We start from the raw sequence: 22,569 nt of genomic DNA on the forward strand, positions 1-22,569 counted from the left end.
GTTTCTTCGAGGAGGGGTGCTTTCACGGGTAAAGGCCAGTGTAATCGTTCGTCTTCGGGTGATGAGACGGACATAAAGGGTGTGGAGATCGGAGCCTAGCAGCTATGGAATTTTTACCGGAAGAAAAGGCGCAGAGTGACATGTGATACCCAATTTCTTCTGCGCGGGTAGGACAATATTTTTTGAAAGAGCGAGAAGTACTCCTCAAGGAGGACCATTAATTCCTTGTTAAGTAGATTATTTTCAAGAGCTGGCTAGAACTCGAACGCAGAGGACTTCGGTCGAGAGTTATCAGATAATCATGCTACTCCCAAGTCCAAAAAGGGCAGCAAGAAGAATCCAAAGAGTCCATACCCGTTTATGGATGGAACTCTATATCTTAAAGTCATCAAGGAAAAGACTGTAATATGTAAGTTCAAGGAGTAAAGTATCTCGGTTATTCCTTTTATGTAATGAAAGGCAAATATCACCTTACAGTACACCCTAAATCCAAAGCAAAGAAGAAATTGAGCCTCAAAGAGCTGACTAATCGTAGCAAGGGATGGGGATACGTCAAGAGGAAACAGAAGCTGAAAGATTACATACGTGGGTGGATTGGATACTATCACCTTGCCGATATGAAACGCTGTCTTCTTGACACAGATGAGTGGTTAAGACGTAGAATACGTAGGTGTATATGGAAAGCTTGGAAGAAACCCAAGACCAAGGTGGGGAACCTCATTAAATGCGGTATAGAAAAATATAAGGCATGTGAATGGGGTAACACTCGCAAAGGTTATTGGCGTATCGCTGACAGTCCTATATTGAAAGTGGCGATAAATAATGATAGCCTGCGAAAAGCAGGATATCCTACCTTAATGGGCTCGTATCTCGAATGGTACCCAAAATAGGAACCGCCGTATGCCGAACGGCACGTACGGTGGTGTGAGAGGTCGGTGAACATGAAAATAGGAGATAAACACCTATGATTAATGTTTACCTCCTACTCGATTGCTAGTGTGAATGTTTATCGCAGGTCGATGACTTCTGCATTTGGATATTTTTTCTTGTCGAAACGGAAGTCGGAGATACTCAAATTACGGTTTGTTTGATATGAGGTAATATTAAACTCCTGAGTTTCTCCATTGGAGAGACTGAGGCCGATATACAAAGGTTCGTACGCTGCCGAAACTGTGAGAGTAATCGATTTGATATCTCCAGTCTGACGTGGAGTGAGAAGAACTTCCTGTCCTTGCTTTCCGTTACGGTTTTTTGAGCCAATATAACGGTAATTGAACTTTGTTTTGTATGAAGTGATCAATGCATATGGATTGACACTTTGTATTTCTTCAGGACTGGGAGTTGACAGTGTTACTTCATCGTTTTGCTGTGCATAGCTCCACTGTGTTTTTCCATCGAACCAGCTTTTTATGCCGGCACAATCAAGGTAGAAACAAGATTCTTTCAATAATAGCGTTCCTTGCTGTGTCCCTCCAAAAGTGATGGCTATGCCTCCTGCTTTTTGGTAGGCTGCTGCTGTCTTGTCCAATATGGCCTGAGCTTTAGCTTCACGTTGTCCGAACACAGTGTGTACGGTTGCTGCAAGCATCAGTATAAAAAAGGTAAATCGTTTCATTTTCATGTTATTGGTTTTTTAAGTTATTCAGACGCATATCCAAATCGTTTTCGTCCATGCAAAGCACGTCACGCGCCTTACTGCCGTTTGCCGGACCTACTATACCAGCACGTTCCAGCTGGTCCATAATTCTTCCAGCACGGTTATATCCGATAGAAAATTTACGCTGGATCAGAGATGTTGAACCTTGCTGATGGTAGATTACCAGACGGGCAGCTTCTTCAAACAACGGGTCGAGTCTGTTCATGTCAACATCTGCTGCACTACTGCTTTCTGCATTTTCATCAACATATTCAGGCAAGATGAAAGCTGTAGGATATCCTTGCTGGTGACTGATGTATTCGGCTATTTTCTCTACTTCTGGGGTATCGACAAATGCACATTGTACACGTACAGGATCATTTCCCTGTAAATAAAGCATGTCACCTTTTCCAATCAGTTGCTGTGCTCCCGGGCGGTCGAGAATGGTACGTGAGTCCATCATAGAAGCAACGCGGAAAGCTACACGGGCAGGGAAGTTGGCCTTTATCGTACCGGTAATAATGTTGGTCGTAGGACGCTGTGTCGCAATAATGGCATGTATTCCTACAGCACGTGCCAGCTGGGCAATTCGGCAAATAGGCAATTCAACTTCTTTACCGGCAGTCATGATCAAATCACCAAACTCATCGATGATAATGACGATGTAAGGCATAAAACGATGTCCGTTTTCCGGATTCAGCTGTCGGCTGGTAAACTTGGCATTGTACTCTTTAATGTTACGGCAACCAGCTTTTCGCAATAAGTCGTAACGAGTATCCATCTCAACACAGAGTGAATTTAATGTCTGTACTACTTTTGATACATCGGTGATGATAGCATCGGACGCATCAGGCAGTTTGGCCAGAAAATGTTTTTCGATTGGAGCATAGATGGCAAATTCTACTTTTTTCGGGTCGATGATGACAAACTTCAGTTCACTGGGGTGCTTCTTGTAAAGCAGCGATGTAACGATAGCGTTTAGTCCTACAGATTTTCCTTGTCCGGTTGCACCGGCTACCAGCATGTGTGGGGCTTTAGTAAGGTCGACCATAAACACCTCGTTTGTGATAGTTTTACCTAAAGCAACAGGCAAATCGAATGTTGTTTCCTGAAATTTCTTGCTTGCCAGAATGGAACTCATAGGCACAATACGTGGATTAGCATTTGGCACTTCGATACCAATTGTTCCTTTTCCTGGAATTGGAGCAATGATACGAATTCCCAAGGCAGAAAGGCTAAGGGCTATGTCGTCTTCCAGGTTACGTATTTTCGAAATACGTACTCCCTCGGCTGGCGTTATCTCATATAGAGTGATAGTCGGACCTACGCTTGCTTTAATAGAACTGATCTCAATGCCAAAACTGCGTAGTACCTGAATGATACGGTTCTTGTTGGCATTTTGCTCTTCCATGTCGATGGTAGGTTCGTGATCACCATAGGAATTGAGAAGGTCTAAAGTCGGAAATTTATAATGTTCCAGATCCAGACGAGGATTATAGGGCTGGTTTATGTTTCCACGATATTCTTCATCCTCTTCTTTTCGTTCGTTGTTTATCTCGAATGCTGGTTCACTATATTCGTTTTCGTCTTCCTCCTCCTTGTTTGTTTCTACGGGAGCAGGAGTGGTTTCTTTATTTGAAATAGGTTTACTTGTTTCTACCTGAAGGGGAGCTGTTGTCTCTACTGGTTCTAATTCGATCTCTACAGGTTTGGAATCCTCGTATGTGTCAGTTTCGTCTGTCTGCTCCGAAACAGCATTCTCTACCGGCTCGTTTTTTGTTTCTTTATTGTTCTTTACCTGATATTCTGCTGGAGACTCTTGTTTATCAGACAACGTTTCAGAATCTTTGTTTTCGTCCTTTTCTTTATTTCGTCTGGGCAAAGATGGACGGAAGGCTTTGCGCACTACATCTATTGTTCCTTTAGTAAAAAATACGCCAATCAGTATTCCTGTTACCAGCAATATAAGAATAAGTCCAGAAGCTCCTACCTGAGAACAAATCCATTGGCTTACATTGTATCCATGTAATCCTCCCGGGTAAAGGAACGAGTCTTCTAAAACTCCTCCAAATGCAAATCCTAAAGTAATGGAGAACCATATCATTAAAGCTGTGCATGATACGAACCATTTCCATAGATTGATTTCGTATGCTTTCATCAATTTCATTCCTGCTACGATTAAAAAGGCTATGATGAAGTATGCCGAAATACCGAAGCAGTCATTTATCAGGAATTGTGACAGCTGGGCTCCTCTTGCTCCGGCATAATTCTGTATGCGGTTTCCTGTTTCCAGCAATTCCCCCGGATTGGGATGGGATAATATACTTTGGTCATTTCCTCCTGTAAAGAAGAATGAACTGAATGCTAATAACATGTAAACGCCGAAAATGACGCATAGCAAACCGATAATGAAATGGACTGTTTCACCTTTAATCGCGGTCATTACCTTGTTGGGTATGTCCGATTTTCCCACATTGGGTTTGTTATCTGTTTTTTTCTTCATAATGCTGTTCTGATGTTCAAATTTTGAACGCAAATGTACGAATATTTTTTGAACTCGCCGACTGCCTCTACTTATAATAAATTGTGGAGATTTATTTTTTTTCGTACCTTTGCCACGTAATTTGTTTGATTATGGAAAAAAGTAATACCCCGATTATATTTGATAAAAATACGGTAGAATTTGTTACTGTAGCGGCTGAGTTTTGTGGCTTTCTGGAACGTGTGAATGAAACAAAGAGACGTACCTTTGTTGATACGGCGCTCAAGCTTTTGCCTTTGCTTTATCTGAAAGCTTCTTTATTGCCTCAGGGTGAGCGTATAGACGAATTCGATCCGGAAACTTTTGTAACCGAAGGAGATTATGAGCGTGTCCGGTGTGCAATAGCTGCATTGATGGGAGAGAAAGATGATTATCTGGATGTGTTTTTGGATGATATGGTTTATAGTGATACTCCTATCAAGCAGAATATTTCTGAGAACTTAGCTGATATATATCAGCCGTTGAAGGATTTTATTTGTGTATATCAGTTGGGGTTCGATCAGACAATGAACGATGCACTTGTAATCTGCCGGGAGCATTTTGCTGAGTTCTGGGGGCAGCGTCTTGTAAACGTAATGCGTGCATTGCATGAGGTGAGGTATAGTAAACAGACTGACACTGATGAAGAGGCTGAAGATGATGCTTATGCGTCTTCTCCTTTTGCAGAGGATGAAGGTTACAGTGAGGATGATTTATATGAGGGACTGGAAGCCGGAGAAGACGATGGATCAGGTGACCGGTGGGAATGAGAGTTGTAAGAGGAAAAAATAAACGCATGGTCGTATTACAAAATAAAATATCAAAGCAGAGTGTGGCAGCATTGCCAAAGGTTAATTTTGAGGGAAGAATCTTCGTTGTCAATACGGAGGCTGAGGCGCGTAAGGCAATCAGCTATCTGAATACGCATTCTATTGTAGGTGTAGATACGGAGACTCGTCCTTCATTTAAAAAGGGAAACTACGCATAAGGTGGCTTTATTGCAGATATCTACACATGACACTTGTTTCCTGTTTCGGTTGAACCGTTTGGGTTTGCCTGATTTTCTGGAAGAGTTCTTGCAAAATGATGTCTTGAAAGTAGGTCTTTCGCTGAAGGATGATTTTGCAATGCTTCGCAAGAGAAATACAAAAGATCCGCGCAGCGGAAACTGGGTGGAATTGCAAGATTATGTTCCTTGTTTCGGTATAGAGGAAAAAAGCTTGCAGAAAATTTATGCGTTGCTGTTCGGCAAGAAGATTTCTAAATCGCAGCGTCTGTCAAACTGGGAGGCTGAAGTCCTGACGGAAGCTCAGCAACTTTATGCTGCAACTGATGCCTGGGCGTGTGTTGAAATATACAATTACCTGGATGATTTGCGCAGCACTGGAGGTTATGAGATTGTAAAAGTAGTGGAAACTGAAAATAATTAAAATAAGATATTAGCGTGTCGTATAAGAAAGTATATCTGAAACCTGGTAAGGAAGAATCGTTGAAACGTTTTCATCCATGGGTGTTTTCGGGAGCTATCGCTCGTGTAGAGGGTGAACCCGAAGAAGGCGAAATTGTAGATGTGTATACATCGAAAAAAGAATTTATAGCATGTGGTCACTTCCAGATTGGAAGTATCGCTGTGCGTGTATTGTCATTTGTGCAGGAAACGATCGACCATGAATTTTGGGTACGTAAGCTTGCTGTAGCGAAAGATTTGCGTGTTGCTTTAGGACTGATTGGAAATCCTCAGAACAATACGTATCGTCTGGTGCATGGCGAGGGGGACAATTTGCCGGGACTGATCATTGATGTTTATAATCATACAGCTGTTATGCAGGCACATTCGGCAGGAATGCATGTATATCGCATGGAAATAGCCGATGCTTTGTCAGAAGTAATGGGAGATGTGATTGAAAATATTTACTATAAGTCGGAAACAACATTGCCTTTTAAGGCTGATTTGTTGTCGACGGAGAATGGGTTTATCAAGGGAGGAAGTCCTGAAAATGTAGCAATGGAAAATGGACTGAAGTTCCACGTAGACTGGCTGAAAGGACAGAAAACGGGTTTCTTTGTTGATCAGCGTGAGAACCGCCATTTGCTGGAGCGATATGCAAAAGGACGTAATGTCTTGAATATGTTCTGTTATACTGGAGGTTTTTCTTTCTATGCCATGCGAGGTGGAGCAAACCTTGTTCATTCGGTAGACAGTTCAGCAAAGGCTATTGACTTGACAAACGAGAATGTAGAACTGAATTTCCCTGGGGATGCTCGCCATAAAGCTTATGCGGAAGATGCGTTTAAGTATCTGGACCGTATGGGTGATCAGTATGACCTGATTATTCTGGATCCTCCTGCTTTCGCTAAGCATCGTGATGCCTTGCGTAATGCTTTGCGTGGATATACGAAACTGAATGCGAAAGCTTTCGAAAAGATTCGTCCGGGAGGTATTCTGTTTACCTTCTCTTGTTCGCAAGTTGTCAATAAGGAGAATTTCCGGAATGCAGTATTTACTGCTGCGGCTCAGAGTGGTCGTAGTGTGCGCATTCTTCATCAGTTGACTCAGCCGGGAGACCATCCGGTAAATATTTATCATCCGGAAGGAGAATATCTGAAAGGACTGGTGCTTTATGTAGAGTAGGTTTATTACATTGTGCTGATAAAAAATACCGGATCTTACAAAAGGTTATGCCTGTTCGTAAGATCCGGTATTTTTATGTGTGTGTTTACTCTACTGTAACAGACTTGGCAAGGTTGCGTGGCTGGTCTACGTCTTTTCCTTTACATACCGCTATATGGTAAGCTAATAATTGTAATGGAATGGTAGTAACTAAAGGCTCGAGACATTCTAATGTTTCTGGTATTTCAATGCACTCGTCAGCGATCTTGCGGATAATAGTATCTTGTTTGTTGATTAATGCTATAATGTGTCCTTTCCGGGCTTTTATTTCCTGGACATTACTTACGATCTTTTCATACATGGCATTCTGAGTGGCAATTACCACTACCGGCATCTCTGTATCGACTAAGGCTATGGGGCCATGCTTCATTTCGGCAGCGGGATATCCTTCTGCATGGATGTATGAAATTTCTTTTAGTTTTAAGGCTCCTTCCAGAGCTACCGGATAACTGTAACCACGACCTAAATAAAGAAAATTATGGGCATAGGTAAATATACGCGATAAACTTGCTATGCTTTCATTCTGCTTTAATACTTCTGTTATCTTCTCGGGTATTTGTAACAGCTCGTCGATAATACGATTGTAATCGGCTGTGCTTATTTCTCCTTTTTCTTTTCCTAATGTTAATGCAAACATTGTTAATACGGTAACTTGTCCTGTAAAGGCTTTAGTTGATGCAACTCCTATTTCTGGACCTGCATGTATGTAAGAGCCTGAGTCGGTGATGCGGGGAATGGATGAACCGACGGCGTTACAGATACCATATACGAATGCTCCCTGAGATTTTGCCAATTCTACGGCAGCAAGAGTGTCGGCTGTTTCTCCTGATTGAGAGATTGCTATTACGACATCACGATTCGTAAGCACCGGATTTCGGTAGCGAAACTCTGAAGCATATTCTACTTCAACAGGGATACGGCAAAATGTTTCTATCAGCTGTTTACCTATTAAACCGGCATGCCATGATGTACCACATGCTACAATGACAAAACGTTGGGCATTGAGTAACTGCTCTTTATAATCGTTTACAGCAGATAGTGTGACTTCATGTAGTGTACCGTTTATTCGTCCGCGCATACAGTCGTTAATACACTCCGGTTGCTCGAATATTTCTTTCAGCATAAAGTGAGGAAATCCTCCTTTTTCCAGCTGACCGATATTCATATCTACTTTCTTGATTTCGGCAGGTTGTGTTTCATTGTCGAGGTTTACTAACTTGAGTGGCTTTCCGTTTTCTAGGATAGCGATTTCTCCGTCTTGCAGATAAACTACTTTGTCTGTATATTCAACAATCGGGGTTGCATCGGATGCTAAAAAGAATTCGTCTGTACCTACTCCGATAACTAATGGACTACTTTTGCGAGCTGCTATGATTTGTCCGGGATGTCTGCGGTCTAATACGGCGATAGCATAGGCTCCGACAACCTTGTGTAATGCCATTTGTGTAGCTTCTAGCAACTCAGTGTCGTAAGTTGTTTGAAAGTAATCTATCAGTTGTACTAATACTTCTGTATCGGTTGAACTCTTGAATGTGTATCCTTTTTCTTGTAATTGTTCACGCAGAGTTGCATAGTTTTCTATGATGCCGTTGTGAACTAATGCGAGATTACCTGACTGTGATAAATGGGGATGTGCATTAGCCTGGCAAGGTTCTCCATGAGTTGCCCATCGGGTATGGGCTATACCTGTATGCCCCGAAGTATCTTTTTGTGATGCAGTGTCTTCCAGATTTGATACTTTACCTTTCGCTTTATACACGTTCAATTTAGATTCATGGCTGATTAGACCTACTCCTGCACTGTCGTAACCGCGATACTCCAGACGCTTTAGCCCTTTTATAAGTATAGGATAAGCTTGTTTGCTTCCTATATATCCTACTATTCCACACATATATATTTGTATTTCGTTTGTTGTATTGTTATTTGTTTATGCGAAAATACAAAACAGTTGATAAAATGCAATGTATGTGCGGATAAAAAAATTATTTTATTACTTATCAGTTGTGTGAATAGCGATATTCGCTTGGAGAAAATCCAGTTATTTTTTTAAAGATTAAACTGAAATATTGCACGCTGGGATATCCTAGTTGCTTGGCTATAATAGTTGGCATACAATCTTTTTGAAGCAACATCCTTTTAGCAGTTTCCAAACGCTTTAATTGAAAATATTCTTCAAGTGTTTTGCCCGTTTCAAATTTTAATAAATCTTCAAAGTATGCAGGTGATAGTCCCAGTTCTTCACTGAGTATTTTCGGATCAGGCATTATTCCATCTTGGAGTTGTCCCGATGCAATATGGTGCTCGAGAAGTTTTTCCATTTTGTCCAGGAGTGTTTTATTCTTGTTTTCTCGGGTAATAAACTGGCGCTCATAATAACGTGTACAATAATCGAGTAATAATTCGATGTGGCGTGAAAGTATTGTACTACTATGTGTATCAATGGGGTGATGCAGCTCGTCTTCAATGTTTTCCAGGCAACATGTTATTTTGGCTGTTTCCCGTTGGGACAAGTGTAATGCTTCTTCTTTCTTGTACGAAAAAAAAGTATAATTTTTTATATGATTATTCAATGAGGTTCGGAAAAGTAGATCAGGATGAAATGCTAGCAGATATCCTTTATTGGGCAAGGTATTATTCTCACTCATCCGGAATATTTCACCGGGAGTGAGAAACACCATTGTTGCATTCGAATAATCGTAATATTTACGCCCGCAACAGTAGCAGGAGTCAGGACATTCTTCTATCAGCAAGATTGCGTAAAACTCGAATTTTACAGCGTCTTGTTCCAGGTTGGGGCTTTCCAGATTGATAATGCTTACCTGAGGGTGTAATGTCTTGCAGCCAAGGCAACAGTTGCATTCGTACACAGTTTTGAAATCTAACATATTCTTTTTGTCCTTATCTGTGGAAGTTGTTTATTGTTGGTTGTTTTGTGTACGATATTCATTGGGGGTACAGCCTACTCGTTTCTTGAATAACCGGCATAGGTGTTGTGGGTACTGGAAGCCCAAAGAATATGCAATCTGGCTGACTGTATTTTCTGTAGCTGAGATCCGTTCCTTTGCCAGTTCTATGATTTTTTCCTGAATATATTCCTGTGGACTTTTTCCTGTTTCTTTTTTTAGCATATCACCAAAATAGTTAGAGGAAAGATATAGTTTGTCGGCAAAGTATTTTACAGTCGGCAACCCGTCCTGTTCGGCCTGAGGCCCTTCAAAATATTCGTTAAGGAGATTTTCAAACCGTGTCAGGACATCACTGTTTGCTTTGCTGCGTGTCGTAAACTGTCGTTCATAGAAGCGCATGCAGTAATTTAACAGTAATTCGATGTGGTTTACTAATAAAGTTTTACTATGCTTGTCTATGCCGTGCTCCAGCTCCATGCGTATAATCTTTAATAACTCTTCGATAATACTTCTTTCTTCGGCCGACAGATGCAAGGCCTCGTTGACTTCATATGAGAAGAAAGTGTATTTTTTAATTGTTTTTCCTAAACTCGTACCATGTAATAAATCGGGGTGGAAAAGTATTCCCAGTACATTCAGTTGTACGCGGTCTGTTGTCAGTGTGGTTTCGGTTGTTTGTCCGGGGGCGAAACATACTACAGTCCCTTCCTGATAATCGTAAGTTTGACGTCCGTACTTAATGTCACAGGCTTTTTCTAATTTCAGATATAGCGCATAAACACCGTAATTCCAATGCGTATAGGTCATTTGCCGGGTGGCTTTATTCAGGTCGATGACTGTTACCAGCGGATGTAATGTTTCAAGTCCGTATATCTGGTTATATAAGTCCACATTATTTAAATTAAGTATCTTGTCCATATGCAGAGTTGATTTTTATCTGAATACAAAATTAAGCGAAATCTCATATATCCCTACAACCATAATTACTGATTGTATAACCGAAGTTACGGTTTTTTGAAGCGATAGATAATATTGAACCCTGTTTTTGAATCTGTAATTGAGGTTATAACATCCGTAATTTGTCTACACAGATGCTTATGTATTCTTGCGAAATTTGCATTGTCGATAATTTATACTAACTGATATACAATATTAAATATGGCTAAAAAGGTTTTGATTTTATCATCTAGTCCACGTCGTGGAGGTAATTCCGATACGCTTTGTGATGAGTTTATGCGTGGAGCAGTAGAAAGTGGAAATCATGTAGAAAAGATTTTCTTGCGTGATAAGACGATTCACCCTTGTCTTGGATGCAGCGTCTGTAGCCTGCATAAAAAACCGTGTCCACAAAAAGATGATGCGGCTGAGGTTATCGGAAAGATGCTGGAGGCTGATGTCATTGTTATGGCAACTCCTGTCTATTTCTATGCAATGAGTGCACAGATGAAAACACTGATAGATCGTTGCTGCGGTCCTTATACAGAAATGAAAAACAAAGAATTTTATTTTATAGCGACAGCAGCGGAAGAAGATGAAACAATTATGAAACGCGTTGTAGACAATTTCTGTGGTTTCCTCGATTGTCTTGAGAATCCTATAATAAAAGGAACAGTATTCGGTGGAGGAGTCTGGCATGTAGGAGAAATAAAAGATAAGCCTGTATTGACAGAAGCTTATGAGATGGGTAAGAAAGTTTGATAATAATGGAATTGTTTTTGAGATATTATGAAGATAAAGAGTTTTTTAATCGTATTTTTTATGTCAACGCTTATGAATATACTTTATGCACAGGATAGTGATAGGACTTTTCCTGTAAGTGACAAGGTAACAGTAGAAAGTGTCCGTTTTAAAAACCGTTTTGGAATTACGTTGGCTGCCGATTTGTATAAGCCTAAGCAGGCTGAAGGGAAACTTCCGGCTATTGCAGTGAGTGGTCCTTTTGGGCAGTCAAAGAACAGTCATCAGGGCTTTATGCGCAAACAATGGCTGAACGTGGATTCCTGGCTATTGCTTTCGATCCTTCCTATACGGGTGAAAGCAGTGGTGAACCTCGCTATGTTGCCTCTCCCGACATTAATACGGAGGATTTTTCTGCTGCTGTAGATTTTCTTTCAATTCGTGAAGATGTAGATCCAGAGCGCATTGGTGTTATCGGTATCTGTGGATGGGGTGGCATGGCTCTTAATGCGGCTGCTATCGATACTCGTATAAAAGCAACTGTCACTGTTACTATGTATGATATGAGTCGTGTAAATGCTAATGGATATTTTGATGCGATGGATGCAGATGCACGTTATGAACTTCGCAAGAAGTTGAATGCCCAGCGGACTATAGATGCACGGAATGGTTCATATGCACTGGTTGGAGGGGTAGTGGATCCGCTACCAGAGGATGCTCCTCAGTTTGTGAAAGATTACTATGATTATTATAAAACAAAGCGTGGTTATCATAAACGTTCTCTGAACTCGAATAACGGATGGAATGTTACTTCGTCCCTTTCATTTATCAATACACCGTTGCTGACATATAGTGATGAAATTCGAAGTGCTGTGTTAATGATTCACGGTGAAAAGGCACATTCCCGTTATTTTAGTGAAGATGCCTTTAAGAAGTTAAAAGGGGATAATAAGGAACTACTGATTATTCCAGGTGCAAGTCATGTAGATTTATATGATAATCAGGCAGGAGTTATTCCATTCGATAAGATAGAACGGTTTTTCTATACCTATCTGAAATAAGACTGCTATACGGCCAATTTTAGATATAAGTAATAATTGTGTCAGGAAATGAGAAACCAAACCAATAAGGCTGAAGCTCTCTTTCACTTATTCGCAGGGGAGAGCATGTGACATTTAAGCAGCAACTGGAACTTACCATACGTTTGAGTATTCCGGCAGTTGTAGCTCAGATTTCATATATTGTTATGCAATATATTGATGCTTCAATGGTTGGTAGTCTGGGAGCGGAGGCTTCTGCTTCTATCGGTTTGGTTTCTACTTCTACCTGGTTGTTCTGGGGAGTATGTGTTGCTTCTGCTACGGGCTTTTCTGTGCAGGTAGCACATCATATCGGAGCGAAAGAATTTGGTCAGGCACGTGCTGTCCTTCGGCAGTCTTTTGTTGCGACTACGATATTCAGCTTGCTGCTGACTGTAATTGGTGTACTGGTTAGCACTCCTCTTCCTGCATGGCTGGGAGGTGATGTTGCTATTCAGTATGATGCTTCTTCTTATTTCCTGATATTTATTTTATTTCTGCCGGTCCTTCAGCTTAATTTTTTAGCGGGAGGTATGTTAAGATGTAGTGGCAACATGCATGTGCCTAGCATGCTGAATGTTCTGATGTGTATAATGGATGTTGTCTTTAATTTTTTTCTGATATATCCTTCCCGGGAGTTAGAGATAGGTAATATATCTGTTTTTGTTCCTGGAGCGGGACTAGGAGTTGAAGGTGCTGCTTTGGGTACAGGACTGGTTGAGATGTTGGTTGCCATTATGATGACTTGGTATCTCTGTCGTTGTTCGAAAGAGTTAGCTCTGGTGGGCAGACCTGGAAGTTTCTTTTTGACTTCGAAAGTATTAATAAAATCGTTCAAAATAGGAGTTCCCATGTGTGTAGAGCATATTGTTATTTGCGGAGCACAGATCTTGACAACTGTTATTGTTGCTCCATTGGGAATCTTTGCTATAGCTGCAAATTCTTTTGCAATAACCGCAGAAAGCTTATGTTATATGCCGGGGTATGGTATTGCTGATGCTGCGACGACATTGATCGGGCAAAGTCTGGGAGCGGGAAGAAAAGATTTAACCCGATCTTTTGCCCGGATAACAGTAGCAACTGGTATGTTGGTAATGGGAGTGATGGGTGGTGTCATGTATTGGGCTGCTCCTTTAATAATCGGGGCAATGACACCTGATGCAGAGATACTTTCATTAGGTGTGATGGCTTTGCGTATTGAGGCATTTGCAGAGCCTATGTTTGCTGCGGCAATTGTTGCTTATGGAGTTTTTATCGGTACGGGAGATACACTCATGCCGAGCATAATGAACTTTGTCAGTATATGGGCTGTACGTCTTAGTTTGGCTTCATGTCTTGCTCCTTCGATGGGGTTGAAGGGCGTTTGGCTGGCTATGTGTATTGAGCTTTGTTTCAGAGGAATGATATTCTTGATAAGGTTAGAAAAAGGAAAATGGATAAAAATTACCTGATGCTATGAGATATTGCTTATTATCGGGAAGATTATTTATGTCTGTGATAGCTGTCTTGTTATTTGTTGCAGTTACATCGTATGGCAATAATCTAGGCAAAGCCCCAATCCAATTTAATAAAGATAAAATTTGTAATAAAAGTAAGACAATGGAACGTGATACAATTAAGCTGCATATTGGCAGTAAAGTTTTTGTTGCTGTGTTGGAGAATAATTCTTCTGCAATGGCTTTGAAAGAATTATTGGCGAAATGCAATGTAACAGTAGAGATGAGTGATTATGCCCATATGGAAAAGGTAGGAACATTAGGGGTTAGACTGCCGAGAAATGATGAGTGGATTCAAACTGATTCTGGAGACTTGATTTTATATCAGGGACATTATATGGTTATTTATTATGATCGTAATAGCTACTCTTTGACTCGATTGGGTAAAATAATCAATGTTACTCAAGATGAGCTTAAAAATGCTTTGGGTAAAGGGAATGTTACGGTTGTTCTTTCTTTAGAATAATTGTTTGTACGAGTGAGTTTTCTATTCGAAAAGTGAAAGTTATAGGATGAAGATTGTATCTTTTAAATATTGCTTGATTGCAGGTTTATTGTTTTTTACGGCTTGTTCCCCTGATGATATTCCTGATATTGACGAAACGATTTCCCCTCCGTCTTCAAATGTTCCGGAGGATAATGACGACGGAGATTGTTCTCCGGTCAAGCAGATTGTTGTGACAATAAATAAAACTCCGTTTACTGCAACATTGGAGAATAATGAAACGGTTCGTGAATTTCTTGATTTATTGCCTCTTACTGTCGATATGACTGAATTGAACGGAAATGAAAAATATTGTTACCTTCCTCAAAGTTTACCGGTAGATAGTCGCCAGATAGATGTTATTCAAACCGGTGACCTAATGCTTTATGGCTCGAACTGTATTGTCCTTTTCTATCAAACGTTTTCTTCCAGTTATAGTTATACCAGATTAGGCCGGATTGATCATACTACAGGTTTGAAAGATATTCTTGGGCAAGGTAATGTTACTGTAAACTTTCATATAGTTAATCAATAAATACGGATAAATTATGCAACAGGTAAAAAATACAGAGTTTGGAGGCGAACGCCCTTTGTTTGCTTCTCATGATTTGCAGATTGATAATGTAACAATTCATGCAGGAGAATCTGCTTTAAAAGAATGTAGTAATATTATTGCAGTGAACTGTCGTTTTGAGGGAAAATATCCATTTTGGCACGTCAATGGCTTTATTGTCAAAAACTGTCTGTTTACTGAAGGAGCACGTGCTGCACTTTGGTATTCGCAAAATTTGAAAATGACGGATACAAAAGTGGAGGCTCCTAAAATGTTCCATGAAATGGATGGACTGGAGCTGGTTAACGTACACTTGCCTAATGCTCAGGAAACGTTGTGGCATTGTCGTAATGTCAATTTAAAAAATGTGCATGTGGATAATGCTGATTATCTTTTTATGCATAGTGAAAATATTACCATAAAAGATTATATGCAGAATGGCAACTACTCGTTTCAGTATTGCAGAAATGTAGAAATTCACAATGCAGTGATCAATTCGAAAGATGCGTTCTGGAATACAGAAAATGTGACGGTGTATGATTCTGAAATTAATGGAGAATATTTAGGCTGGCATTCTAAGAATTTGCGCTTGGTTAATTGTAAAATCTCGGGCACACAACCTCTTTGTTATGCTCACGGGTTAATAATGGAGGATTGTGTAATGGCTGATGATTGTGATCTTGCTTTTGAATATAGTTCTGTGCATGCTACGATTAAGAGTGCAGTACATAGTGTAAAGAATCCTCGTACGGGATGTATTACTGCCGAAAGTTACGGACAGATAATTCTTGATGAACATATTAAAGCACCAGGTGATTGTGAGCTGAAATTATGGGATGGACTTACTTGTTTTTCTGATTAAATAAAGTATGAAATATAATTTTGACGAAATAGTTTCGCGACATCATACTAATTCATATAAATGGGATAGTGCGACGCTGCCGGATATTTTGCCGATGTGGGTAGCGGATATGGATTTTCGGACAGCTCCAGCTATTATTCGTGCGCTGCAGCAACGTGTACAGCACGGCATTTTTGGATATACTCGCGTTCCGGATGAGTATTATAGTGCTGTTGTAGGATAGTTTAGTCGGAGGCATCGGTGGCAGATAAATCGTGAATGGATTATTTATACTTCGGGAGTTGTTCCGGCCATATCCGCCATCATAAAGGCATTAACGGCTCCGGGAGATAAAGTTTTAGTTCAGACACCGGTTTACAACTGTTTTTTTTCCTCTATCAGAAACAATGGTTGTGAGATAGTAAGTAGTCCCTTACTGTGGGATGGAAAAACTTTCTCTATCGATTTTGACGATTTGGAACGAAAGGCAGCAGATCCGGAAGTGAAGTTTATGCTGCTTTGTAATCCGCATAATCCTGCTGGCAGAGTGTGGAGTAAACAGGAATTGTGCCAAATCGGAGAGATTTGTATTCGTAATGGGGTGACAGTCATTGCAGATGAAATACATTGTGAGCTGGTCTTTCCAGAAAATGTCTATACTCCTTTTGCTTCACTTTCTGAAAAGTTTCAGAAGTATTCTGTTACTTGTGTATCTCCTGGCAAAGCTTTTAATATCGCAGGCTTGCAAATTGCTAATATTGTTTGTGCAGACGAATATATGCGCCATAAGATAGATAAAGCGATTAATATTAATGAAGTCTGCGACGTTAATCCTTTTGGCGTTATTGCCACGATAGCTGCCTATAATGAGGGTGAGGAGCGGTTGGCGCAGTTTGTGTCGTTATCTGTTTGAAAACTACCAATACATGAAAGACTATTGTGAAAAAATATTTGCCTGATTTTCCTATTGCTGAATTAGAAGGTACTTATCTGGTCTGGATGGATTGCCGGAAGTTGCTTCTACCATCCAAGGAACTGGAATGTCTATTAAAGGAAAATGTTCATTTGTGGCTGAATTCTGGAGATGTGTATGGAGCAGAAGGTGAAGGGTTTATGCGTTGGAATATAGCTTGTCCGAGGGCCTTGCTAACAGAAGGATTAGATAGATTCAGAGATTTTGTTCATCATAACTAAAAGAATAAGCAGGTCGGGCACTTTCTTTTTTCTGTAAATGTGATAAACGTTATCATCATCTGCTGCCTGTACCTGCTTTTCCTTTGATAATGTCATGACTTCTGGTTATCTTTGCGTAGAATAATTAAAAACCGGAATTTATGGATATACAAACAATACTTGCGAATTTGAAAATAGAACAGTTGAATGTGATGCAGCAAACAGCTGTCGATGCCTATCGTGAAGGAGGTGATTTAGTCCTGCTTTCGCCTACGGGCTCGGGTAAGACTTTGGCTTATTTATTGCCTCTTGTTTCTTCTTTGAAGCCCGGTCAGCAAGGAGTTCAGGCTGTTATTTTAGTCCCATCCCGCGAGTTGGCTTTACAGATAGAGCAAGTATTTAAGTCTATGAATACGGAATTTAAAATAATGAGTTGTTACGGAGGGCGTCCGGCAATGGACGAACATCGTACAATGAAAGGTATCTGCCCGTCAGTAATTGTCGGTACACCGGGACGAATGAACGATCACTTGGAAAAACAAAATTTTGATGCTTCTACAGTGAAGCTTTTGGTGATTGATGAATTCGATAAATGTTTGGAATTCGGTTTTCAGGAAGAAATGTCGGATGTTATAAGTAAATTGCCTAAATTACGTCGTCGTTTTCTGCTTTCGGCTACAGATGCTGAAGAGATTCCTCATTTTACCGGCTTGAACCGTACCGTCAAATTAAATTTTCTTGATCCTGATGGAGGTATTTCTGAACGTTTGCATTTGTATAAAGTGATTTCTCCTGTAAAAGATAAATTGGAAACTTTATATAAGTTGCTTTGTTGTTTGGGAAATCAGTCTACTCTGGTTTTTTGCAACCATCGTGAAAGTGTAGACCGTGTAGGTAAATATTTACATTCCATGAAAGTGTATTGCGAAACGTTTCATGGTGGAATGGAGCAGGATGACCGGGAAAGAGCTTTATATAAATTTCGGAATGGTAGCTGTCATATTTTTATCTCGACCGATCTGGCAGCACGTGGTTTAGATATTCCCGATATAAAAAATGTTGTTCATTATCATCTTCCAGTTGCAGAAGACGGGTTTATACACCGGAACGGACGTACGGCACGCTGGGAAGCTGATGGTAGTTCTTACATCATTCTTCATTCTGAAGAACAGTTGCCTTCTTACATAAAGGAAGAACCGGAGGAATATCTCTTGCCGGCTGTGCTTCCTAAACCTGCCCTGCCTGATTTTGTTACCTTATATATAGGAAAGGGGAAAAAAGATAAAATCAATAAAATAGATATTGTAGGTTTTTTGTCTAAAAAAGGAAATTTAAGCAAGGAGGATATTGGCCGTGTAGATGTGAAAGATCATTATGCTTTTGCAGCGGTTTCTCGTTCTAAATATAAACAGGTGTTAAAACTTGTGCAAAATGAAAAGATTAAGGGGATAAAAGCTTTGATAGAACTGGCTAAATGATAACTTTGTGTCAATAAAACCTTGTTTCGGTAAGAAATTCTCTCAAAATGCTATGACTCTAGTCTGTTCAAAAGTCATAGAACTTACTTCTTGTGTTAATTTGTAAATTAAACCGCATTGTTTTGTGTAATTTGTTATTAAAAGCCCTGGGTTGCTAGAAAAATATTACAAAAACTTTTGGAAATCTAAAAATAATCGCTATATTCGCAATTGTAAGAACGAACAAATGTTTAACCAAAACAAACTTCCAAATGAAAAAACATAATTTCAATGCGGGACCTTCTATATTGCCTCGCGAAGTGATCGAAAAAACAGCTCAGGCTATTCTTGACTTTAATGGTTCGGGACTTTCGTTGATGGAAATCAGTCACCGCGCTAAAGACTTCCAGCCGGTGGTAGACGAGGCTGTTGCCTTGTTTAAGGAACTTCTGAATATTCCGGAAGGGTATTCGGTACTTTTCCTGGGTGGAGGAGCAAGTATGGAGTTCTGTATGGTTCCTTATAATTTCCTTGAAAAGAAAGCTGCATATCTTAATACAGGTACATGGGCAAAAAAAGCTTTGAAAGAAGCGAAGGCATTCGGTGAAACAGTTGAAGTAGCTTCTTCCGAAAAAGACGGATATACTTATATTCCGAAAGATTATACAGTACCGGCAGATGTGGATTATTTCCATATTACTACAAACAATACGATTTATGGAACAGAACTCCATGCCGATTTGGATGTGAATGTTCCGATGGTTGCCGATATGTCATCTGATATATTCTCTCGCCCGATTGATGTCTCAAAATATATCTGTATCTATGGCGGTGCACAGAAAAACCTGGCACCGGCAGGCGTTACTTTTGTCATAGTGAAAAATGAAGCTTTGGGCAAAGTTTCACGTCATATCCCTACCATGTTGAATTATCAGACTCATGTTGATAAAGGCTCTATGTTTAATACACCTCCTGTAGTTCCTATTTATGCGGCTTTGCAGACATTGCGCTGGATAAAGGCTCAGGGTGGAGTAGAAGAAATGCAACGCCGTGCTAAGCAACGTGCAGATATGTTGTATGCTGAAATCGACCGTAATAAACTGTTCCGCGGAACGGTTACAGATAAAGGCGATCGCTCTTATATGAATATTTGCTTTGTAATGGCAGACGAATATAAGGATTTGGAGGCAGACTTCTTGAAGTTTGCTACAGATAAAGGAATGGTTGGTATCAAGGGACATCGCTCAGTAGGTGGATTCCGCGCTTCTTGTTACAATGCCATGCCTGTAGAGAGCGTTCAGGCTCTGATAGACTGCATGCAGGAGTTCGAAAAAATGCATTAATTTATTAGTCGTTTATAAAGGCACACAGACCTGCACGGATAGATAGTGTGCGGGTATGTGTGCTTTTTTTATTTATATTAAATCTGATAGTTATGAAAGTTTTAGTAGCAACAGAAAAACCGTTTGCAAAAGTTGCAGTCGACGGTATTCGTAAGGAAGTAGAAGCTGCTGGTTACGAACTGGCTTTACTTGAAAAATATACAGAAAAAGCACAGCTCCTTGAAGCTGTAAAAGATGCCAATGCTATTATTATCCGTAGTGATGTTATTGATAATGAAGTGTTTGATGCCGCTCCCGAATTGAAGATCGTAGTTCGTGCTGGAGCTGGTTACGATAACGTCGATCTGGAGGCTGCTACTGCACATGGCGTTTGTGTGATGAATACTCCGGGACAAAACTCAAATGCAGTTGCTGAGTTGGCTTTCGGTATGATGATTATGGCGGTTCGTAATTTTTACGACGGCAAATCGGGTACGGAACTGATGGGCAAGAAGCTGGGTATTCATGCATACGGTAATGTAGGACGCAATGTGGCTCGTATAGCAAAAGGAATCGGTATGGATATTTATGCTTATGATACTTATTGTCCGAAAGAGGTGATGGAGGCTGATGGTATAAAACCGGTTGATTCTGCTGAAGAGTTGTATGCTACTTGTAACGTGGTGTCTTTGCATATTCCGGCTACTGCCGAAACCAAAAACTCGATTAACTATGACTTGGTAAATCGTATGCCGAAAAACGGTCTGCTGGTTAATACTGCCCGTAAGGAGGTGATTAATGAAGCGGATTTGCTTCGCCTGATGAATGACCGTCCGGACTTGAAATATGTAACTGATATTATGCCAGCACATCATGAAGAGTTTGCCGATCATTTTCCGGGACGTTATTTCTCTACTCCGAAGAAGATGGGTGCACAGACAGCTGAAGCAAATATCAATGCCGGTATCGCAGCGGCCCGTCAGATTGTGGGCTTCCTGAAAGATGGTTGTGAGAAATTCCGTGTAAATAAAAAGTAACTCTTTTATTTGTGCATAAATGAAACTGACCGCATACGAACGGCATTCGCTGATCCCATTGGGGATCGGAGCTTCCTTGCTGCTGGTGAATTCTTTGTGCAGGTCGTTTCTGGATGATTTCTGGAAAGGATTTCTGTGCGGCATGGCATTGATGTTTTTCCTTTATGCGCTGTGGACGTTAGTGTTATTTTTCAAACGAAATTTCAAGCATTATGGCAATAGTTAAACCTTTCAAGGGTGTTCGTCCGCCGCAGGACTTGGTGGAGCAGGTAGCTTCCCGCCCTTATGACGTGTTAAACTCGGCTGAGGCCCGCGAAGAGGCGAAAGGCAACGAGAAATCATTGTATCACATCATTAAACCGGAGATTGACTTCCCGGAGGGAACAGACGAACATGATCCGTGTGTGTACGATAAGGCGGTAGCGAATTTCCGAATGTTCCAGGAAAAAGGCTGGCTGGTGCAGGACGACAAACCGTGTTATTATATTTATGCCCAGACTATGAACGGCAAGACGCAGTATGGTCTGGTGGTAGGAGCTTATGTACCCGACTACATGAACGGGGTGATTAAGAAGCATGAGCTGACGCGCCGTGACAAGGAGGAGGACCGTATGAAGCATGTGCGGGTGAACAATGCGAACATCGAACCGGTGTTCTTTGCTTACCCGGAAAACAAGACGCTGGATGCTGTGGTGGCTAAATATACGGCACAGAAACCGGTGTACGACTTTGTGGCACCGGATGACGGCTTCGGCCATCAGTTCTGGGTAATTGATGACGATAAGGATATTGAAGCTGTGACAGAAGCGTTCAAAGAAATGCCTTCGCTTTACATTGCTGACGGACATCATCGTAGTGCGGCAGCAGCACTGGTAGGGGCTGAAAAGGCGGCTCAGAATCCGAACCATCGGGGTGATGAAGAATACAACTACTTTATGGCAGTGTGTTTTCCGGCAGAGCAACTGACTATTATCGACTATAATCGTGTCGTGAAGGAACTGAACGGACTGACTCCGCAAGCCTTCCTTGAAGCGTTGAAGAAGAACTTTGTGGTGGAGGAAAAAGGTACGGACATCTACAGACCGGCCGCCTTACATAATTTCTCTCTTTATCTGGAGGGAAAATGGTACAGTCTGACGGCCAAACCGGGCACTTACGACGATAACGACCCGATTGGGGTGCTGGATGTCACGATTTCTTCCAACCTGATTCTGGACGAGATTCTCGGTATCAAGGACCTGCGCTCGGACAAGCGTATCGACTTTGTGGGCGGTATTCGCGGACTTGGTGAACTGAAGAAGCGGGTAGACAGTGGTGAAATGAAGATGGCGCTTGCACTTTATCCGGTTTCCATGAAACAATTAATGGACATTGCAGATACCGGAAATATTATGCCGCCTAAGACTACTTGGTTCGAACCTAAGCTTCGCTCCGGTCTGGTGATACATAAGCTGGAGTAAGTGTATGATGGAATAATATTAGTTTTATATGGGATTTCTTTTGCTGTATAAAATTGCAAAGCAGAATTGGCTTATGTTTTTATGCTGCTGCAGTAAGTCCCGGCCAACACTGGCGAGTGATAATAGCAACTTTAACAGTTAGCTTGTACTGGGAAATATTCTTTTCGGCAAAGATTAATCCGATATATAGTGAGGTCAGGAGATTTTAGCGAAAATGTCCTGACCTTTTTTATGATTGTGCCAAATGTTTTTTACT

Annotated in this window: 16 protein-coding genes and 4 pseudogenes; 15 read left to right on the top strand and 5 right to left on the bottom strand. The window is 40.8% G+C overall.

The annotated features are described in order from the left end of the window. Window positions 1–363 precede the first annotated feature (363 nt). Window positions 364–890: pseudogene (locus BACCOP_RS19270) on the top strand (group II intron maturase-specific domain-containing protein); the annotation flags it as partial. 116 nt (window positions 891–1,006) lie between these two features. On the opposite strand, the gene BACCOP_RS10230 reads toward BACCOP_RS19270, so the two are convergent. Further along, a complete protein-coding gene (locus BACCOP_RS10230; RefSeq protein WP_040312023.1) occupies window positions 1,007–1,615 on the bottom strand; it encodes a LolA-like putative outer membrane lipoprotein chaperone in 609 nt (202 codons plus the stop codon). A gap of 7 nt (window positions 1,616–1,622) precedes the next feature. Next, on the bottom strand, window positions 1,623–4,139 hold the full coding sequence (locus BACCOP_RS10235) for an FtsK/SpoIIIE family DNA translocase (protein WP_007568898.1): 2,517 nt from the start codon (window positions 4,137–4,139) through the stop codon (window positions 1,623–1,625). Window positions 4,140–4,270: 131 nt separating this feature from the next. Here BACCOP_RS10235 and BACCOP_RS10240 point away from each other — a divergent pair, with 131 nt between their 5' ends. The 3 genes and pseudogenes from BACCOP_RS10240 to BACCOP_RS10250 all read left to right on the top strand — a co-directional run bounded on the left by BACCOP_RS10240 (window position 4,271) and on the right by BACCOP_RS10250 (window position 6,789). After that, window positions 4,271–4,927, top strand: a complete 657-nt coding sequence (locus BACCOP_RS10240; RefSeq protein WP_007568899.1) for a DUF5063 domain-containing protein — start codon at window positions 4,271–4,273, stop codon at window positions 4,925–4,927. Between the two features lie 26 nt (window positions 4,928–4,953). Beyond that, window positions 4,954–5,587, top strand: a pseudogene (locus BACCOP_RS10245) (3'-5' exonuclease). Between the two features lie 14 nt (window positions 5,588–5,601). Beyond that, the gene (locus BACCOP_RS10250; RefSeq protein WP_007568902.1) at window positions 5,602–6,789 is read left to right on the top strand and encodes a class I SAM-dependent rRNA methyltransferase; all 1,188 of its coding nucleotides are present in this window, start codon (window positions 5,602–5,604) and stop codon (window positions 6,787–6,789) included. A gap of 85 nt (window positions 6,790–6,874) precedes the next feature. Here the strand turns inward: BACCOP_RS10250 and glmS are convergent, their stop codons facing one another. From glmS to BACCOP_RS10265, 3 genes are all read right to left on the bottom strand, one after another. Next, on the bottom strand, window positions 6,875–8,719 hold the full coding sequence (glmS, locus tag BACCOP_RS10255; protein WP_007568903.1) for a glutamine--fructose-6-phosphate transaminase (isomerizing): 1,845 nt from the start codon (window positions 8,717–8,719) through the stop codon (window positions 6,875–6,877). Between the two features lie 106 nt (window positions 8,720–8,825). Continuing rightward, window positions 8,826–9,713, bottom strand: coding sequence for a helix-turn-helix domain-containing protein (locus BACCOP_RS10260; RefSeq protein WP_007568904.1), 888 nt, complete (start codon window positions 9,711–9,713; stop codon window positions 8,826–8,828). 30 nt (window positions 9,714–9,743) lie between these two features. Beyond that, complete coding sequence (locus BACCOP_RS10265) at window positions 9,744–10,652, bottom strand: helix-turn-helix domain-containing protein (protein WP_007568905.1); 909 nt, start codon at window positions 10,650–10,652, stop codon at window positions 9,744–9,746. 240 nt (window positions 10,653–10,892) lie between these two features. On the opposite strand from BACCOP_RS10265, the gene BACCOP_RS10270 reads away from it, so the two are divergent. The 11 genes and pseudogenes from BACCOP_RS10270 to BACCOP_RS10320 all read left to right on the top strand — a co-directional run bounded on the left by BACCOP_RS10270 (window position 10,893) and on the right by BACCOP_RS10320 (window position 22,313). Further along, entirely contained in the window at window positions 10,893–11,432 is a 540-nt protein-coding gene (locus tag BACCOP_RS10270) for a flavodoxin family protein (protein ID WP_007568907.1), read from the top strand. 60 nt (window positions 11,433–11,492) lie between these two features. After that, window positions 11,493–12,472, top strand: a pseudogene (locus BACCOP_RS10275) (alpha/beta hydrolase). A 107-nt stretch (window positions 12,473–12,579) separates the two neighbouring features. Further along, complete coding sequence (locus BACCOP_RS10280; protein WP_007568913.1) at window positions 12,580–13,941, top strand: MATE family efflux transporter; 1,362 nt, start codon at window positions 12,580–12,582, stop codon at window positions 13,939–13,941. Between the two features lie 4 nt (window positions 13,942–13,945). Beyond that, window positions 13,946–14,452 carry a cyclophilin-like fold protein gene (locus tag BACCOP_RS10285; protein WP_235776961.1) on the top strand — a complete coding sequence of 169 codons (507 nt, stop codon included), beginning with the start codon at window positions 13,946–13,948 and terminating at the stop codon, window positions 14,450–14,452. Window positions 14,453–14,498: 46 nt separating this feature from the next. Further along, window positions 14,499–15,005: a cyclophilin-like fold protein gene (locus tag BACCOP_RS10290; protein WP_007568918.1), complete on the top strand. Its 507-nt coding sequence runs from the start codon at window positions 14,499–14,501 to the stop codon at window positions 15,003–15,005. Between the two features lie 13 nt (window positions 15,006–15,018). After that, the gene (locus BACCOP_RS10295; RefSeq protein ID WP_007568920.1) at window positions 15,019–15,885 is read left to right on the top strand and encodes a DUF3737 family protein; all 867 of its coding nucleotides are present in this window, start codon (window positions 15,019–15,021) and stop codon (window positions 15,883–15,885) included. Between the two features lie 7 nt (window positions 15,886–15,892). After that, window positions 15,893–17,058: pseudogene (locus tag BACCOP_RS10300) on the top strand (MalY/PatB family protein). Between the two features lie 140 nt (window positions 17,059–17,198). Next, window positions 17,199–18,515, top strand: a complete 1,317-nt coding sequence (locus BACCOP_RS10305) for a DEAD/DEAH box helicase (protein WP_007568928.1) — start codon at window positions 17,199–17,201, stop codon at window positions 18,513–18,515. A gap of 251 nt (window positions 18,516–18,766) precedes the next feature. Continuing rightward, entirely contained in the window at window positions 18,767–19,837 is a 1,071-nt protein-coding gene (gene serC / locus BACCOP_RS10310) for a 3-phosphoserine/phosphohydroxythreonine transaminase (protein WP_007568930.1), read from the top strand. 92 nt (window positions 19,838–19,929) lie between these two features. Next, on the top strand, window positions 19,930–20,853 hold the full coding sequence (locus BACCOP_RS10315; RefSeq protein ID WP_007568931.1) for an NAD(P)-dependent oxidoreductase: 924 nt from the start codon (window positions 19,930–19,932) through the stop codon (window positions 20,851–20,853). Between the two features lie 212 nt (window positions 20,854–21,065). Continuing rightward, on the top strand, window positions 21,066–22,313 hold the full coding sequence (locus tag BACCOP_RS10320; protein WP_007568935.1) for a DUF1015 domain-containing protein: 1,248 nt from the start codon (window positions 21,066–21,068) through the stop codon (window positions 22,311–22,313). Window positions 22,314–22,569 lie beyond the last annotated feature (256 nt).

It is taken from the genome of Phocaeicola coprocola DSM 17136, assembly GCF_000154845.1.
In the GTDB taxonomy this organism is placed as follows: domain Bacteria; phylum Bacteroidota; class Bacteroidia; order Bacteroidales; family Bacteroidaceae; genus Phocaeicola; species Phocaeicola coprocola.

What these genes read in the sequence shown, in the direction of transcription:
- BACCOP_RS10230 (WP_040312023.1), bottom strand. Translation starts at nt 1,615, where the DNA reads ATGAAACGATTTACCTTTTTTATACTGATGCTTGCAGCAACCGTACAC.
- BACCOP_RS10235 (WP_007568898.1), bottom strand. Translation starts at nt 4,139, where the DNA reads ATGAAGAAAAAAACAGATAACAAACCCAATGTGGGAAAATCGGACATA.
- BACCOP_RS10240 (WP_007568899.1), top strand. Translation starts at nt 4,271, where the DNA reads ATGGAAAAAAGTAATACCCCGATTATATTTGATAAAAATACGGTAGAA.
- glmS (WP_007568903.1), bottom strand. Translation starts at nt 8,719, where the DNA reads ATGTGTGGAATAGTAGGATATATAGGAAGCAAACAAGCTTATCCTATA.
- BACCOP_RS10260 (WP_007568904.1), bottom strand. Translation starts at nt 9,713, where the DNA reads ATGTTAGATTTCAAAACTGTGTACGAATGCAACTGTTGCCTTGGCTGC.
- BACCOP_RS10265 (WP_007568905.1), bottom strand. Translation starts at nt 10,652, where the DNA reads ATGGACAAGATACTTAATTTAAATAATGTGGACTTATATAACCAGATA.
- BACCOP_RS10270 (WP_007568907.1), top strand. Translation starts at nt 10,893, where the DNA reads ATGGCTAAAAAGGTTTTGATTTTATCATCTAGTCCACGTCGTGGAGGT.
- BACCOP_RS10285 (WP_235776961.1), top strand. Translation starts at nt 13,946, where the DNA reads ATGAGATATTGCTTATTATCGGGAAGATTATTTATGTCTGTGATAGCT.
- BACCOP_RS10290 (WP_007568918.1), top strand. Translation starts at nt 14,499, where the DNA reads ATGAAGATTGTATCTTTTAAATATTGCTTGATTGCAGGTTTATTGTTT.
- BACCOP_RS10295 (WP_007568920.1), top strand. Translation starts at nt 15,019, where the DNA reads ATGCAACAGGTAAAAAATACAGAGTTTGGAGGCGAACGCCCTTTGTTT.
- BACCOP_RS10305 (WP_007568928.1), top strand. Translation starts at nt 17,199, where the DNA reads ATGGATATACAAACAATACTTGCGAATTTGAAAATAGAACAGTTGAAT.
- serC (WP_007568930.1), top strand. Translation starts at nt 18,767, where the DNA reads ATGAAAAAACATAATTTCAATGCGGGACCTTCTATATTGCCTCGCGAA.
- BACCOP_RS10315 (WP_007568931.1), top strand. Translation starts at nt 19,930, where the DNA reads ATGAAAGTTTTAGTAGCAACAGAAAAACCGTTTGCAAAAGTTGCAGTC.
- BACCOP_RS10320 (WP_007568935.1), top strand. Translation starts at nt 21,066, where the DNA reads ATGGCAATAGTTAAACCTTTCAAGGGTGTTCGTCCGCCGCAGGACTTG.